This window comes from Novosphingobium profundi, assembly GCF_018491765.1.
GTDB classification, from domain to species: domain Bacteria; phylum Pseudomonadota; class Alphaproteobacteria; order Sphingomonadales; family Sphingomonadaceae; genus Novosphingobium; species Novosphingobium profundi.
The window spans coordinates 26,083-41,493 of the sequence record NZ_JABWCU010000030.1 but is presented as its reverse complement, the minus strand read 5'-3'; the positions used below and the strand labels follow the sequence as shown (position 1 = coordinate 41,493).

Genomic DNA, 15,411 nt, shown 5'->3' with positions numbered 1-15,411 from the left:
CGTGCAGGAAGAACTCGATGTCCGCCGGCGTGATCTGTGCCTTCTCGCAGATCGCACCCAACCCGTTCAGAATGCCTTCCGACGAATCGTGCGGCGTCGACGGCGTCTTGTGCCGGAAGAACGAGCCATCCTCCTGGTTGAACAAAAGCAGGTCGGTGAACGTCCCTCCGACGTCAACACCCAAGCGGTAGGTCATACAATCCCCATCCGTGTATCTTCGCCTTCATGGCGATGGTGGTCGCCAGCCCGACCGTCAGGGGCGCCTCGGGGCGCCCGACATGAGGTCGAAACCGGCCAAATTTGGTTCCATGCAGCCGGAACGAGGTCCGGTCCTGTGTTCGGACAGTGAACGGGAAGTCGGATTTGTGCTCCCGCTGCGGACAGAGTTATCCGCCAAGCGGCTTTTCGGATTGCCACTCAGGAGGCTAAGCGGCCAAGTGGATTAGGACAGGTGCGAACAAAGGAGACACCGACGATGCCACTCGATTTCGCCAGCTTGCGTCCCGCCACGCGCGAATTCCTCGCACGCCGCGCGCAGGGGCAGGGACTGCTGATCAATGGCGAGTGGTGCCAGGCCGCGAGCGGCGCCACGTTCGCCACGCTCGATCCGGCAACCGGCAGCGAACTTGGCCAGGTCGCGGCGGCAGGCGCCACGGACGTCGATGCGGCGGTTGCCGCCGCGCGCGCCGCGCAAGGTGCCTGGGCGGCCACCGTCCCGGCACAGCGCGCCAGCATCCTGTGGAAGATCGCCGATCTGATCGAGGCCAACATCGACGATCTCGCCGAACTCGAGACGCTCGACCAGGGCAAGCCGCTGTTCGTTGGCCGTTGGGCGGAAATTCCCGGCGCGGTGAACCAGTTCCGCTTCTTTGCGGGCCAGGCCATGGCCATCGAAGGCAACACCATCGAGAGCTCGATCAACTACCAGCCCGCCGGAAAGCAGGTGCGCAGCTGGACGGTGCGCGAGCCGGTCGGCGTCGTCGCCGCGATCGTGCCGTGGAACTCGCCGCTCGTTCTGACCGCGATGAAGCTGGCGCCCGCACTTGCCGCTGGTTGCACGCTTGTCCTCAAGCCCGCCGAGGACACTTCGCTTACCGCGCTGCGCCTTGCCGAACTGATGCTGGAAGCGGGTCTCCCGGCCGGCGTCCTCAACGTCGTAACGGGCCTTGGCGGCGAGACCGGCGCAACGCTGGCAAGTCACAAGGACGTCGACAAGATCGCCTTCACCGGTTCGACCGCGACCGGACGCGCCGTGCTCGACGCGGCCAAGACCAATTTCAAGCGCGTCACGCTCGAGCTGGGCGGCAAGTCGCCCACGATCGTGATGCCCGACGCCGATCTCGACCTCGCGATCCCGGGCGTCGCCAACGCGATCTACTTCAACGGTGGCCAGGTCTGCATCGCGGGCTCGCGCCTCTACGTGCACCGCTCGATCCACGACCAGGTCGTGGAAGGCGTCGCCAACTACGCCAAGAGCCTCAAGATGGGTCATGGTCTCGCGCCCGACACACAGATGGGCCCGGTCGTCTCGCTGCGCCACGCCGAGCGCGTCGAGGGCTTCCTCCAGCGCGCCAAGGCAGACGGCGCGACGATGCTGACCGGCGGTGAGCGCACCGGCGAAGCGGGCACCTTCATCACGCCGACCCTCATCGTCGACGTGAAGCCCGACATGGAGATCGTGCGCGAGGAAGTCTTCGGGCCGGTTCTCGTCGCGCAGGCCTTCGACGATGTCGAGGAGGTGATCGCCGCTGCCAACGACAGCGAATACGGTCTTGCTGCCAGCGTCTGGACCGAAGGTCTCAGCAACGCGCATCGCATGTCGAGCGCAATCAAGGCCGGCACGGTCTGGATCAACTGCCACGCCATGTACGATCCCACGCTCGCCATCGGCGGCGTCAAGCAGTCGGGCTGGGGGCGCGACAGCGGCAAGCAGGCGCTCGAGAACTATCTCGAATGGAAGACCGTCTGCGCCGTCGTGTAAGATGCCTTTGCTGCAATGAAATCGAAGGGCGCTCCGGCGCCCTTCTTTTTTTGGGCAACTTGTCGGGAATTGATCCAGGTCACTGACAATTGCGGAAAATTACGTGGGCATTCTGCCAAAAATCGGGATCTTCGGAACCTCTATCCGCCAAGGGGAGGTATATTCACCGCAAGTCGGATAGACCTCCGCTCACGCATCCCATGCAACTGCCCGACGTCCATATCTGCCCTCGCAAAGCAATTAGTGGAGTCTGCTGGATATGGCTGCAGTTGAACGATGCCAGGTGGTGATCGCGGGGGCAGGGCCGGTTGGTACGGTTCTGGCGACACTTCTGGCGAAGGCGGGCGTCGACGTGGTCGTCCTCGAAGCCGGTGCGACGTGCGCCGATGACCTGCGCGCCTCGACCTTCCATCCGCCGACGCTCGAGATGCTGGATGAGATCGGCATCACGCAGATGCTGATCGACAAGGGTCTCGAGGCTCCCGTCTATCACTGGCGCGATCGCCAGAGCGGCGAAGTGATCGACTTCGACCTGGCCGAGATCGCCGACGTGACCAAATACCCCTTCCGCATCCAGTGCGAACAGTACCACCTCTCGCAGGGGCTGGCCGCCGGGCTCGCGAAGTATTCAAGCGCACAGATCCGCTTCAACAGCCGTATCGCCTACTTCAACGAAGACGCGACCGGTGTCGACGTCTTCGTCGAGACCATGATGGGCATCGACAAGATCCGCTGCGACTTCCTGATCGGCGCGGACGGCGCGAACTCGATCGTTCGCAAATGGCTGGGCGTCGAATTCGACGGCTTCACCTACCCCGAGCGCTTCCTGACGCTTTCGACCGAAGTCGAACTGGCCGATTACCTGCCCAACTTGTGCTATGTGAACTACGTCAGCGATCCGCAGGAATGGCTCGTCCTGCTGCGCGTTCCCTCGGTGTGGCGCGTATTGGTGCCGACCGATCCGGAAGCCGACGAAGACTTCCTGCGCTCGGACGAGGTCAAGAACGGCATCTTCGATCGCCTGCTGGGCGAGGGCAAGGGTGCCGAGGTCAAGACCGGCCACCGCACGCTTTACCGCGTCCACCAGCGCGTCGCGAAGTCCTTCCGCGAAGGCCGCGTGATGCTCTGCGGTGATGCCTCGCACCTCAACAACCCGCTCGGCGGCTTCGGCATGAACTCGGGCATTCACGATGCTTTCAACTTGTTCGAGAAGCTGCTGCCCGTGATCGAAGGCAAGGCCGACATGGACGCGAACCTCTCGCTCTATGACCGCCAGCGCCGCCAGGTCACGCACAGCTTCACGCAGACCCAGACCAAGGCCAACATGGCCATGATCAAGGGCGGACAGGACGACGCGCACCAGCGTCGTCGCCAGGCGATGCTCGACATCAAGGCCAACGACGAACAGCGCCGCGCCTACATGCTGCGCCAGGCCATGTTCGAAAGCCTCGCGGAAGCCGCCGCGATCACGTGATAGCAAGGGCGCGCGGGCAGGGGGCTCCCCCTGTCCGCGTGCTTCACACAAAACAACCAGAAAACAACATCTCGCCACGCGAGCGGGCGGGGAGAAACGTCGTTCAACCCGCAGGCCAGGCCCTGCAACAGGAGTACAAGCTATGGGAGACGTTCTCGGTTGGCGCAAGCTGCTGGGTGTCATCGCACCGTCCACCAACACCACCGTGCAGCCCGACATGGAGCGCATGCGTCCTGAAGGCGTGACCAACCACTTCTCGCGCATCTACGTGGAAGATCCGCTGGCACTCTCGAACGAGGACTTCATCGCGGGCACCACGCTCATCGCGGAAAACACCCTCGATGCGGTTCGCTCGGTGATGACCTGCAAGCCCGACTATCTCGTGCTCGGCATGTCGGCGGTGACCTTCTACGGCGGTGTCGAAGGCGCGAAGAAGTGGAAGAAGCAGGTCGAGGATTTCGCCGGCATTGGGGCTTCGACCGGAGCGGAATCGGTGGCCGCCGCACTCAAGGCCTACGGCAACGTCAAGACGGTCAGCTTCGTCTCGCCCTACTACCCTGTCGCCAACGCCGAAGTGCGGCGTTTCCTCGAGGAATCGGGCTTCGAGGTGAAGCGTGACAAGCCGCTGCAGTGCAAGCGCTGGACTGATATCGCCAAGGTCACGCCCGAGGAACTGCGCCCGGTGCTCGATGAACTCGACGGCGATGACGTCGATGCCATCGTCCAGGTCGGCACCAATCTCTCGATGGTCGATCTTGCCCGCGAATACGAACAGAAGCTGTCGAAGCCGGTGATCGCGATCAACACCGCGACGTATTGGCACGGCCTGCGCGCTTGCGGCATCGAGGACAAGGTCGAGGGTCTCGGTCGTCTCCTCGCCGAGTTCTGACACGGCACCGATCCGCCTTGCCAGGCCAATTGGCTTAGGCACAAAGGGCTGAAAACCGGAGGGCTCTGCGAGAAATCGCGGAGCCCTCCGCTTATTTGTTATAGACTTGACTCAAATCAAGCCATAAGGCCCGCACTCGCGGTAGGACAACCTTGCAAGACAGGTCGGGTGGCGCACCGCAAAGGTGATCATGCCGCGATCTGGTGCAGCAAGGAGGGTTTCGATGCCAAGCCAAGTTCCACCACCTTATACCGCACTCAAGCGGCACGCGATGATGGCCGTTGCCAACCACGACGAAGCCGCGCGCTTCAATTTCCTGACGCTGTTCAACCGCTATCTTTCCGGTGACCTGGGCAAGGGGAACTGGCTCTCCTACGAAAATCACGTGCTGCCCGCATTCAAGGCGCTTCATGGTCGCGCGCCCGAGAACCGCGAGGAAATCCGCGTCGCGATGAACCAGGATCCCTGGCACCGCATGTGGTCGGCGCTCAAGCGCAATTCGATGGAAATGCGCCAGCAGAACGGGCGCCAGGTCGTGCTGCGCCAGCTCGACGAACTCGACGCCAAGGCGCGCGGCTTCAACGCGGCATCGGGCCTTCTCGAGCTCGACCCCTCGATCGAACAGCCGCTTTACGTCACCTGTGTCGACATCCATTGCCAGCCGGGCAGCTACCATGGCGAGGAACGCCCCGGCGACGTCGCGGTCACGGCCAACTACGACGCTGGCCTCTTCGCGACGACCGGCGGCGCGCTCGGCAGCCTGAACGATGGCGGCGGCCAGGCGGTCGTGGGCTGGATCAAGCAGAACCGGCCCGACTGGAAGCCCGAACGCGTGCTCGATATCGGCTGCACGGTGGGCCACAACGCGGTTCCGATCGCGCAGGGCTTCCCCGAAGCCGAAGTCATCGGCATCGACACCGCGGCTCCTGTGCTGCGCTATGGAGCTGCCCGCGCCGCCAGCCTTGGCGTTGCCAACATCCGTTTAGTCCAGGCCAATGGCGAGGACCTCTCGCGTTTTCCGGACAACCACTTCGACTGGGTGCAGACGACGATGTTCCTGCACGAGACTTCGGCTGCTGCGATGCCCCGGATCCTTGCCGAAGCGTACCGCGTGCTCAAGCCCGGTGGCCTTTTGCTGCATGTCGAACAGCCACAGTACGGGCCCGACATGCCACTTTTCGAGCAGTTCCTGCGCGATTGGGACGCCTACAACAACAACGAGCCGTTCTGGTCCGCGATGCACGGCGTGCACCTCGAACAGGTCATGGCGGATGCCGGCTTCCCGCTCGAACAGCAATTCGTGACCGGTGTGCGGGCAGTCCCCGACAAGTCGCTGTTCCCCGCCTCGCCCGACGGTGAGAACGAGGATTACGGACGCGCAGCAATCTGGAACGCATACGGTGCCTGGAAGCCCCTGGTTTCCAGCGATCTCGAGAAGGAGATTTCGGCATGACCCAAGGGCTCGACTGGATCGCACGTTCGGGTGCGCGCGCAAAGGGCGGTCGCCCGGTCTTCTTCGATGAGATGGCCGTCGATCGTCTCTATTCGCTGACCCTCTCGGTCGTGGCCGAACTGGCCGCTACCCGGGAGCGTCTGGATACCGTGGAGCGGTTGCTCGAGCAGAACGGCTCGATCGATCGCCAGAGCATTGAGGGGTTTGCACCGGACCATGAGGCCGGTGAGGAACGGGGAATTGCCATGAGGGCGTATATCGCCCGCGTCATGCGCGGCTTTCAGCAGGAAGTCGAAGCCATGCAGGAAATCGATCCGCCGGTCACCGACTGGGTGGAGAAGCTATCCCGCACGGACGCCGCATCGGCTTAGGGGCGGCTCCCCCCTTCTGACAAAAGGGGAAAGTCGTGATTCAAGAAGTACTGGTTCTGCGCTGGGTACACATCATTTGCATGGTCTACTGGCTGGGCGGCGAATGGGGTGTGTTCCAGACGAGTTTCAATGTCATCAACCGCAAGCTGTCGATGGACGAACGCCGCCGCCACATGGAGACGGCCTATCGCATCGACATCCTGGCGCGCACGGGCATCATCTCGCTGCTGCCGCTGGGGCTGCACATGGGCCATATCTATGGCCTGCAGCCCTACGGTGGCAACTACCTGGCGGCCATGTGGATCTTCTGGGCGCTCTGGCTCTCGCTGTGCTGGGCCGCGTTCATCAAGCGCGAGACCGACATCGGCGTCAAGCTGACCAAGATCGACGAGAAGATCCGCTGGTTCCTCATTCCGGCGATCTTCATCGTCGGCATCTCCTCGCTGCTGGGCCACGGTCCGCTCGAGGCGGGCGAGGGCATGCGCTGGTATGCTGCCAAGCTGACGCTTTACGGCTTCACGCTGTGCATCGGTCTTGGTCTGCGCTGGATCATGCGCCTGTGGACGGTGCGTTTCCGTCGCCTGGCGGAAGGTCCCAACCCCAAAGAGGAGGCTGCGCTCGAACGTGAGTTCCTGTACGGCCGCATGATGGCCTACGTGTACTGGATCACGATTTCGGGCATCTGCTTCCTGGGTTCGGTGAAGCCGTTCTGAGGAGCATCGACAACAAGGCATAAGTCTCGCAAGAGACATGCAGGAGGAAAGGGCGGTCCCTCGGGATCGCCCTTTTTTTCATGGGCTGCATTGTCGCACCGGACATCGACTCTTGGCCAGCGCTTTACCCGCGTCGCCCCGGGTTGGCGAAGGCTACGAAAAAGCCCCGGCAACGCGCGTGCATGCCGGGGCCCTTCTTTATTGGTCGAGCGTGCTTGAAAGCCGCACTCAGGCGGTGCCGACGGCGCCCGTCGCGGTCAGAGTGGCAATCTTTTCGGCCGGATAACCCAGCGCTTCGAGCACCGCGACGCTGTCCTGTCCCGCGCTGGGCAGGGTGACCGGAGCGCCGGGACGCTTGCCGCCCATCTGCAGTGGGATGGTGGGCAGGCGGGTCTGCTCGCCATTGTCGAGCGTGACGTCCTCAAGGCCACCGTCGGCGAGTTGAGGATCGTCGAACATGTCCTCGGGCTTGCCGATCGGGGCGAAGGGCAGGCCGGTGCCCTCGAGCATGCCGACGATCTCGGCGCGGGTCATGCCCAGGAACAACTCGCGCACCTGCGGGAGGATGCGGTCGCGCGCCTTCACGCGCTCGTTGTTGGTGCGGATGCTCTCGTCGCCCCAGAGTTCGTCGAGCTGGAAGATCGCACAGAACTTCTCCCACAAGACGTCGCTGACAACGCCGATGAAGACCGGCTCGTCCTTGGTCTCGAACACGTCGTAGATCGCCCAGGCCGAGATGCGCGCGGGCATCGGGTTGGCGGCCTTCCCGGTGACCGCGAACTGGGCCATGTGCTGGCCGACGAGGTAGATCGTGGTCTCGAACAGGCTGGCGACGATCTTCTGGCCCTTGGCCGTACGGTGGCGTTCCTCCAGCGCGGCCAGAATGCCGATCACCCCGAACATGCCGCCAGTCACGTCGACGACGCTCGAACCGGCGCGCAAGGGACGTCCCGGAGGGCCGGTCATGTAGGCGAGGCCGCCCATCATCTGCGCCACTTCGTCAAGTGCGGTGCGCTCTTCGTAGGGACCGGGGAGGAACCCCTTCTCCGAACAGTAGATCAGGCCGGGATTGATTTCACTGAGAGCTTCGTAGGACAGTCCGAGGCGGTCGAGTGCACCGGGCCGGAAGTTCTCGACAAGCACGTCGGCCTTGGCGCACAGGTCCTTCGCGACCGCGATGCCCTCGGCGCTCTTGAGGTCGAGGCAGATCGACTTCTTGCCGCGGTTGTACATCGGGAAATAGCCCGAACCGGAACCGAGCAGCTTGCGCGTGCGGTCACCGCCGATGGGCTCGATGCGCACGACCTCGGCGCCCAGCCCGGCGAGGATGTGACCGACCGTCGGGCCCATGACCATGTGGGTGAATTCAACGACCGTGATCCCGGCCAGCGGCGTCGGCGCACCGCCTGCAACAGCGCTCATCGCGCAATCCTTTCCTTGTAGTCGAGCATCGGCCCGGCATCGGGCGTAAAGCCGTAAAGCGGCTCGCCGGGAAGCGCCTCGGCGAGGATCTTTCGTACCTCGAGCAGCTTCTCCAGGTCGATGCCGGTGTCGTAGCCCATGGTATTGAGCATGAGGACGAGGTCCTCGGTAACCAGGTTGCCCGAAGCGCCCGGCGCATAAGGGCAGCCGCCAAGACCCGCGATCGAGGCGTCGATCGTGGTGATCCCTTCCTCGAGCCCCGCCAGCGCATTGGCAAGGCCGAGGCCGCGGGTGTTGTGCAGGTGCAGCGTGGTGAGCATCTCGTCGCCCACCGCGGCCTTGACCTTGCGCACAAGGCGCTTGACCTGGGCGGGGTCGGCATAGCCGGTCGTGTCCGACAGGCTGAATTCCTGGCCACCCGCTTCGGCCGCGGCAACGGCGAGGCGCACCACGGTATCCTCGGGCACCGCGCCCTCGATGGTGCAGCCGAAGGCGGTGGAGAGACCCACCGCAAAGTGGATTCCGGCGTCCTTGGCGATCCGGGCGACCGCCGCGATCTCGGCGAGCATCGCCGGATGATCCTTCTTCACGTTTCGGATCGAGTGCGTTTCGCTGAGCGAAAAGGGGATCGACATGCCGTGGACGCCCGCCTTCGCAGCGTTCTCGGCGCCGCGCGCGTTGGGCACGAGCGCCACCACGTTGAGACCCTCGATACCCTTGGCGAAGGCCACGAGCTCGGCGGTGTCGGCCATTTGCGGAAGCAGCTTGGGCGGCACGAAGCTGCCGACCTCGATCTCCTTGACGCCGGCAGCAGCTTCCGCCGCGATCCAGGCTTTCTTGGCCTCAAGCGGCATTACCTGCTTGATCGACTGGAGCCCGTCGCGCGGGCCCACTTCGGATACGAGGATCTGTGTCATGCCGTCTTCTCCAGGTAGACCCAGGGGCGCGCCGTGCGATCCGCGTCGGTCCACGCCGCGATGGCGTCCCGGGCCTTCAATGTCAGGTCGATCACGTCGAGCCCCTCGAGCAGCATCGTGCGCGGCTCGTCCTCGATCGTGAAGGTGCAGTTCGTCTCGCCAGCTCGCACGGTCTGCGCTGCGAGATCGATTTCGAGTTGATGCCAGGCAAGTGCATCGACCACGCTACGCTGCAGCGTGATCGGCAGAACGCCGTTGCGGATGCAGTTGGCGCGGAAGATCGGCGCAAAGCTTTCGGCGATGACGCAGCGGATGCCGTATTCGACGAGCGCCCAGACCGCGTGCTCACGGCTCGACCCGCAACCGAAATTGGCCCCGCCAAGGATGATCTGCCCGCCTTGCGCTTCGCTCCGGTTGAGCTCGAAGGTTGGATCAGGCACGCGGGCCGCCACGTCGCTGTAGCGCCAGGGAGCGAAAAGCCCCTCGGCAAGGCCGGTTCGCCCGGTGCTCTTCATTTCGCGGCTCGGAATGATCGCGTCGGTATCGACGTTGTCGCGCAGGATCGGGATGGCGATGGAGCAAAGCGTGGTGAACGGGGTCACTGGGCGGTCTCCTTCGCGAGTTCGCGCGGATCGGCGATAGCACCGGCGATGGCGCTGGCGATCACCGTTTCCGGGCTTGCGATATGGGTGCGGATGCCGGGACCCTGGCGGCCCTCGAAATTACGGTTGGTCGAGCTGATCGTGCGGCTGCCTTCAGGGAACCGCTCGCCCCCTGCGAAGAAGCACAGCGAACAGCCGCTCGCGCGCCATTCGAACCCGGCTTCGGTGAAGATCGCGTCGAGCCCCTCGGCCTCGGCCGCGCGCTTGACCGCCGAGCTGCCCGGCACGACGAGCGCCTTCCGGATCGCGGGCGAAACCTTGTGCCCCTTCACCAGAGCGGCCGCGCGGCGAAGGTCGGAAAGGCGCGCATTGGTGCACGAGCCGATGAAAGCGACGTCGATCGGCGTGCCGAGCATGGTGGCACCGGCCTCGAGCCCGATGTAGTCGTGCGCACGTTGCGGACCCTGCGGCACCGCGCCGTCGATCGGCATCGAATGCTGCGGGCTGGTGCCCCAGCTCACCATCGGTGCGAGGCTCGACGCATCGATCACGATCTCGGCGTCGAACACCGCGCCCTCGTCGCTGCGCAGCGTTTGCCAATAGGGCTCGTCGAAGTGTGCGGGCGCGTAGCGGCGCCCCGCGAGATAGGCGAAGGTCTTCGCGTCGGGCGCGATGAAGCCCGCCATGGCGGAGAATTCGGTCGCCATGTTGCACAAGGTCATGCGCGCCTCGATCTCGAGCGCCTCGACCGCTTCGCCTGCGAATTCCACTGCATGGCCCGCACCGCCGCCCGCGCCGTGCGCGGCAATGAGCGCGAGCGCCATGTCCTTGGCAGTGACACCCGGAGCCAGCGTGCCGGTGAATGTCACGCGCATGGTGCGCGGCTTCTCGATCCGCAGCGTGCCGGTCGCCATTGCGTGCTCGGCTTCGCTCGAACCGATGCCCCAGGCGAGCGCACCCAGTGCACCTTGCGTACAGGTGTGGCTGTCGGGGGCGACGAGCGTCACGCCGGGCAGCACGATGCCCAGTTCGGGCGAGATGACGTGGGTGATGCCCTGGTCGGGATCGTTGACGTCGAACAGCATGATGCCCGCCGCCTTGGCCGCCGCACGGGTCTCGGTAATGAAGGCCGAACCGCCTTCCATCAGCGTGCCGTCGCCGCGACCGATGCGCGTGTCGACGATATGGTCCATGACCGCGAAGACGCGCGCGGGATCGTGCACGGGGCGTCCCGCCGCCGCCATCGACTTGAGCGCCGCCGCGCCGGTGCGCTCGTGCAGGAACACGCGATCGATCGCGACAAGACTGGAGCCTGTCGAACCGGTCTCGATCCGGTGCGCGTCCCATATCTTGGCGAAAAGGGTCTTGGGGGCTGGTTGTGTCATGGTTGTTCTTCTGCGTCGCATCGATTGCCTGAAGGCAACAGCAGGCGGTGGCCTGTCCGGGCCGACCCGCCTACGTCAATTCAGGTCGCCTCGACCAAGTCCACGATCACCTTGCCCGAGGAGCGACCAGACAGGAGCCGTTCGACCCCGTCGTAGATGCCCTCGATGCCGGTGAAACGGGCCTCGTCGATACAGGCCTTGAGCTTGCCATCCTCGTAGAGCGCGAAGAGCCGCTCGCGGGCATCGTCCCAGTAGGGCGTGAGCAATCCGTTCATGAAGCCGCGCACCGAGGCACCCTTGTAGTAGATCGAATTCGCGATGCGCGGGGCCGTCACGATCTCGGGCTTGCCCTCCAGGTCCGCCGCCGCGCCGCCGACGACGAGACGGCCGTGGTTGGCAAGGTTGGCAAGGAAGGCGTCGTGGATCTTGCCGCTCACCGTGTCGACCGCAACGTCGAGCGCATTGTGGTATTCACGCCCCAGCACTTCGGCGACGTCTTCCGACTTGTAGTCGATCACCCGTGCGGCGCCGAGCGACTTCACGAAGGCGCACTTCTCGGGACCACCGGCAACGCCCACCACGTGGCAACCGCGCAGCACCGCAAGCTGGACGAGGAAATGGCCAAGGCCACCCGCCGCCGCCGAAATGGCAACGGTTTCGCCGTCCTTGAGCTCGCCGATCCGTTCGAGCGCGACCATTGCCGAAACGCCGGTGGAGGAAAGCGCGAGATACTCGCGGGTCGGCGCCGGCGCCTTGACGAAGGCGCTGGCCGGAGCTGTGTTTTCCTCGCGGTACCCGCCGGTGAAGCGAACCGAGACGGCCGCATCGCCGACGGCGAATTCGCGCACGCCCTCGCCGATAGCCTCGACCACGCCGATCGCTTCGACGCCGGTGAAGGTGGGAAGCGCGATCTTGACGTAGTCGACCGCGTCCCGCGCGATCTGCGTGTCGAAGATGCCGTTGATGCCGCAGAAACGGTTGCGCACGCGGATTTCGCCAGGGCCGGGCTCACGGCTCGGCAGGTCGACGATTTCGCAGCCTTCGCGGAAGGAGGGCGCGATCCGTTCGAGACGGATCGCGCGGTAGGTCGCACCTTTCTCGGACATCACTGCGCGATCTTGCCCTGCGGGAAGCCGAGGCCACCCGGGTTGAACAGACCCTTGGGATCGACCGTGTTCTTGACCGCGTCGAGCACGTCGAGGAACGCGGGATCCTGGCGGTCGCGGTAGGAATAGGCTCGCCCAATCTGGAAGTGGGCAGCGCCATACTTCTTGCAGATCTCCTTCACCTTGTTGCGCGCCTGCGTGACGATGGCGGTCGCTTCGGGATTGGACCCCATCTGCTTGAGCTTCTTGAGGTGATCGGCCTCCATCATCGATTCGTGCACGGGGCGGTAGCCCTCGGGCCAGAAGAAGACCGGTTCGATCACGATCGCACTGGTCGAGAGCGAGGAGAACAGGAACCCGTTGAAGATGCCGTGGGCTTCGAAAGTCGGAGCCATCTCATCGAAGTAAGCGCGGATTTCGGAGAACATCGCGGGCGCGGTCGAGAGCGAGGCCTGGCCGTGGACGGGCACCCAGCTCTCGCCCTCGGGGCCGAGGATCGAGTTCGGGGCGGGGAACGGCATCGCACGGATCACCTTGGCGATCGAGTTCTCGATCTCGACGCCTTCGAACTTTGCGGCGATTTCACGCGCCTTGGCGATGTCGGCGGCAACCGCTTCCTTGCAGCGGCCCTCGGCGGTGATGTGGAGAGGGTATTCTTCCTCGGGGATGAAGTTGCGCCCGCCCATCGCGATCTTGGCGGCCGCCAGCAGGCCCTTGCCCAGCGACTTCTCCTTGGTGATGACCTTGCCCAGCGTCTTCACGTCGGCGGCCATCGACATGCGCTTCATGCGCACCTTGGTGAGGCCGGGATCGAAGCCGCAGGTTTCCGAGGCGATCCCGGCGCGGGTCATCTCGGCCAGCGCCTCGAGCATGACCGGGCCGGTCTTGAACGAGAACGAGACGGAATCCTCGAACTGGGGGGTCAGGATGAGGCGGAAGGTGATCTCGGCCTTGAGACCCAGCGTACCCGAATCGCCGCAGAACAGGCCGACGAGATCGGGGCCGAAGTGGCGATAGTGCGGCGTGTTGCCATCGGGGCCCCGCGCACCGGTGCTGAAGGTGCGGCCATCGGCCAGCACCATGGTAAGCGAGACCACGCTCTCGCTGGAAGTGCCATAGTGGCCCGCGCCGAACATCGCATTGAGCTGCGAGAGACCGCCGCCGATGGTCGAGTAGATACCCGACATCGGCCCCCAGAACGGCGTGCGCAGGCCAAGCGGCTTGAGCGCCTCGATCATGTCGAGCCAGGTGCAACCGGCCTGGACGGTCACGGTCATGTCCTCGCGGCTGATGCGCAGGACCTTGTTCATGCGCGTCATGTCGATCGAAACGGTGTCGTCGGTGACCGGCAGGTAGGATTCGGTGTAGCTCATGCCCGCACCGCGCGGGGCAAGCGCGACGCCCGCCTCGTTGGCGGCGGCGACCACCGCCGCCAGTTCCTGCGTGGTCTCGGGCGCCACGATCAGCATCGCGACATGCTGGGAGCGGGTCCAGACGTCCTCGCTGAACAGGCGCAGGCGATCTTCGTCGGAGGTGACGTTGGCAGCGCCCACGATGGCTTCGAGCTTGTCGCGCAAATCGGCGGGGCAAGTGGCGATGGCGGCGGGAGCAACCGGTGCAGCAGTATCGGACATGATGAATTCCCGAAAATGAGTGCGAATTTGCGTAAAGTGGACGAAAGGCGGATGCGGGACGGTCAGGCCGTCTCGCGGGCCAGCGCAAGGCGAGCTGCGGCCTCACCGGCGAGGCGCCCGAAGGTCACCGCCGTGGCGAGGCCCATGGCCGGCAGGTAGCCCCAGTGCGCGGGACCCGAGACCGAGCGGGCCGCGCCGCCGCCTGCGAAGAGGTTGGGCAGGGGGGTGCCGTCAGGACGCAAGACCTGCGCCTGGCCGTCGATCTGGAGCCCGCCCTGCGTGTGGAAGATCGCGCCCACGACCTTGAGGGCACGGAAGCGGGGCGCCGGGGGAAGGTCTTGGTTCCAGATGCGTCCCTGCGCGTCCGGTTCGGCCCGGGCCTGCGCGTCATGGGCGTCCGCGAGCGTTGCCGCCAGTGCGTCGTGCGGCAGGCCAAGCACATCGGCGAGCTCTTCCACGCTATTGGCGAAGCGGGGTGCGTTGAGCTTGTTGAGCTCAATGATCTCGGGGATATAGTCGACCTCGGCCTCGATGCGATCGTCGTAGATCACCCAGACATAGTCGCCCGGCTGCTGCAACACGGGGTGCACCATTCCTGCGATGTCGGCGGTCTCGTCGGTGAAGCGCTTGCCCTCGATGTTGACCAGGATGCCTCCCGCGACGGGAACCCCCGGAGGAACCGGAAGCCCCTGCGGCTCGGTGAGCATCGCATAGCCCTGGTAGGAGGCCATGTCGCCGAATGCGGCGCCCAGCTTCTCGCCCACGCGAATGCCGGTACCCTGACTGCCTTCGTGGCCGTTGTTGCGGGCGATGGCGACGTCGGGCATGTTTTCGGCAACCATCGCGTGGTTGGCGGCGAAGCCCCCGCAGGCGAGGATCAGCGTGTCGCAACCGACATCCTCGCGCGAACCGTCCGGGCGTTCGATGGTGACACCGAGCACGCGGCCCTCGTCGTCCGAGTGGACGTCGACGAGCTTGGCCCCGGTCATGACGTCGACGCCGTTGTCATCGAGCCGACGGTGCAGCAGGTCGACCATGTCCTGACCGCTGTGGCCGTGCCAGCCATGCACGCGATACGTGCTGTTCCCGTAAGCCGGGCGAAAACCCTTGTCGAGATCCCAGGGCATGTCGAGCGCCTCGACCATCCAGTCGACGGTGGGCCCCGCATGGTCCGCGATCGCACGCGCCAGAACAGGGTCAGTCTGGCCCTTGGTCTTGGCCATGATGTCGTCGAAGTAGGTGTGGGCGCTGTCCTCTATCCCGAGCGCAGCCTGGGCCTTGGTACCGGCCGCGCAGATCAGGCCCTGCGACATTCCGGTGGAGCCCATTGGGCGCTCGTCCTGCTCGATGAGAAGGACGTCCGCGCCTGCCTTCGCTGCGGCGAGCGCGGCGATGCACCCGCAGGCGCCACCTCCCACGACGAGGACCGGCACGGTGAATTCGAACAATTCGCTCATCGCCCGA

At 64.9% G+C, this 15,411-nt stretch carries 14 protein-coding genes; 6 read left to right on the top strand and 8 right to left on the bottom strand.

Features of this window, described 5'->3' with window-relative positions:
- The coding region (locus tag HT136_RS23865; protein WP_214202349.1) for a hydantoinase/oxoprolinase N-terminal domain-containing protein at window positions 1-196 on the bottom strand (196 nt) is incomplete at its 3' end.
- Window positions 197-475: 279 nt separating this feature from the next.
- Here HT136_RS23865 and HT136_RS23860 point away from each other — a divergent pair.
- The 6 genes from HT136_RS23860 (at window position 476) to HT136_RS23835 (ending at window position 6,881) form a co-directional block, all read left to right on the top strand.
- The gene (locus tag HT136_RS23860) at window positions 476-1,981 is read left to right on the top strand and encodes an aldehyde dehydrogenase family protein (protein ID WP_214202348.1); all 1,506 of its coding nucleotides are present in this window, start codon (window positions 476-478) and stop codon (window positions 1,979-1,981) included.
- 259 nt (window positions 1,982-2,240) lie between these two features.
- Window positions 2,241-3,455 carry an FAD-dependent oxidoreductase gene (locus HT136_RS23855; protein ID WP_214202347.1) on the top strand — a complete coding sequence of 405 codons (1,215 nt, stop codon included), beginning with the start codon at window positions 2,241-2,243 and terminating at the stop codon, window positions 3,453-3,455.
- A 142-nt stretch (window positions 3,456-3,597) separates the two neighbouring features.
- Entirely contained in the window at window positions 3,598-4,344 is a 747-nt protein-coding gene (locus HT136_RS23850) for a maleate cis-trans isomerase family protein (RefSeq protein WP_214202346.1), read from the top strand.
- Between the two features lie 223 nt (window positions 4,345-4,567).
- Window positions 4,568-5,797 (top strand): class I SAM-dependent methyltransferase, encoded by a 1,230-nt coding sequence (locus HT136_RS23845; RefSeq protein WP_214202345.1) that lies wholly within the window; start codon window positions 4,568-4,570, stop codon window positions 5,795-5,797.
- A complete protein-coding gene (locus HT136_RS23840) occupies window positions 5,794-6,168 on the top strand; it encodes a hypothetical protein (RefSeq protein ID WP_214202344.1) in 375 nt (124 codons plus the stop codon). The genes HT136_RS23845 and HT136_RS23840 overlap by 4 nt, the downstream gene beginning before the upstream one ends.
- Window positions 6,169-6,203: 35 nt before the next feature.
- Entirely contained in the window at window positions 6,204-6,881 is a 678-nt protein-coding gene (locus tag HT136_RS23835) for a hypothetical protein (RefSeq protein WP_214202343.1), read from the top strand.
- A gap of 228 nt (window positions 6,882-7,109) precedes the next feature.
- Here HT136_RS23835 and HT136_RS23830 read toward each other — a convergent pair whose 3' ends face one another.
- The 7 genes from HT136_RS23830 to HT136_RS23800 all read right to left on the bottom strand — a co-directional run bounded on the left by HT136_RS23830 (window position 7,110) and on the right by HT136_RS23800 (window position 15,404).
- Window positions 7,110-8,303: a CaiB/BaiF CoA transferase family protein gene (locus tag HT136_RS23830; RefSeq protein WP_214202342.1), complete on the bottom strand. Its 1,194-nt coding sequence runs from the start codon at window positions 8,301-8,303 to the stop codon at window positions 7,110-7,112.
- Entirely contained in the window at window positions 8,300-9,220 is a 921-nt protein-coding gene (locus HT136_RS23825) for a hydroxymethylglutaryl-CoA lyase (protein WP_214202341.1), read from the bottom strand. Before HT136_RS23825 ends, HT136_RS23830 begins: the two co-directional genes overlap by 4 nt.
- Window positions 9,217-9,822, bottom strand: a complete 606-nt coding sequence (gene leuD, locus HT136_RS23820) for a 3-isopropylmalate dehydratase small subunit (RefSeq protein ID WP_214202340.1) — start codon at window positions 9,820-9,822, stop codon at window positions 9,217-9,219. The genes HT136_RS23825 and leuD overlap by 4 nt, the downstream gene beginning before the upstream one ends.
- A complete protein-coding gene (locus HT136_RS23815; protein ID WP_214202339.1) occupies window positions 9,819-11,207 on the bottom strand; it encodes a 3-isopropylmalate dehydratase large subunit in 1,389 nt (462 codons plus the stop codon). The genes leuD and HT136_RS23815 overlap by 4 nt, the downstream gene beginning before the upstream one ends.
- An 80-nt stretch (window positions 11,208-11,287) precedes the next feature.
- Window positions 11,288-12,313: a zinc-binding dehydrogenase gene (locus HT136_RS23810; RefSeq protein WP_214202338.1), complete on the bottom strand. Its 1,026-nt coding sequence runs from the start codon at window positions 12,311-12,313 to the stop codon at window positions 11,288-11,290.
- The gene (locus HT136_RS23805; RefSeq protein WP_214202337.1) at window positions 12,313-13,947 is read right to left on the bottom strand and encodes an FAD-binding oxidoreductase; all 1,635 of its coding nucleotides are present in this window, start codon (window positions 13,945-13,947) and stop codon (window positions 12,313-12,315) included. The genes HT136_RS23810 and HT136_RS23805 overlap by 1 nt, the downstream gene beginning before the upstream one ends.
- A 62-nt stretch (window positions 13,948-14,009) precedes the next feature.
- Window positions 14,010-15,404 (bottom strand): FAD-dependent oxidoreductase, encoded by a 1,395-nt coding sequence (locus tag HT136_RS23800; RefSeq protein WP_214202336.1) that lies wholly within the window; start codon window positions 15,402-15,404, stop codon window positions 14,010-14,012.
- Window positions 15,405-15,411 lie beyond the last annotated feature (7 nt).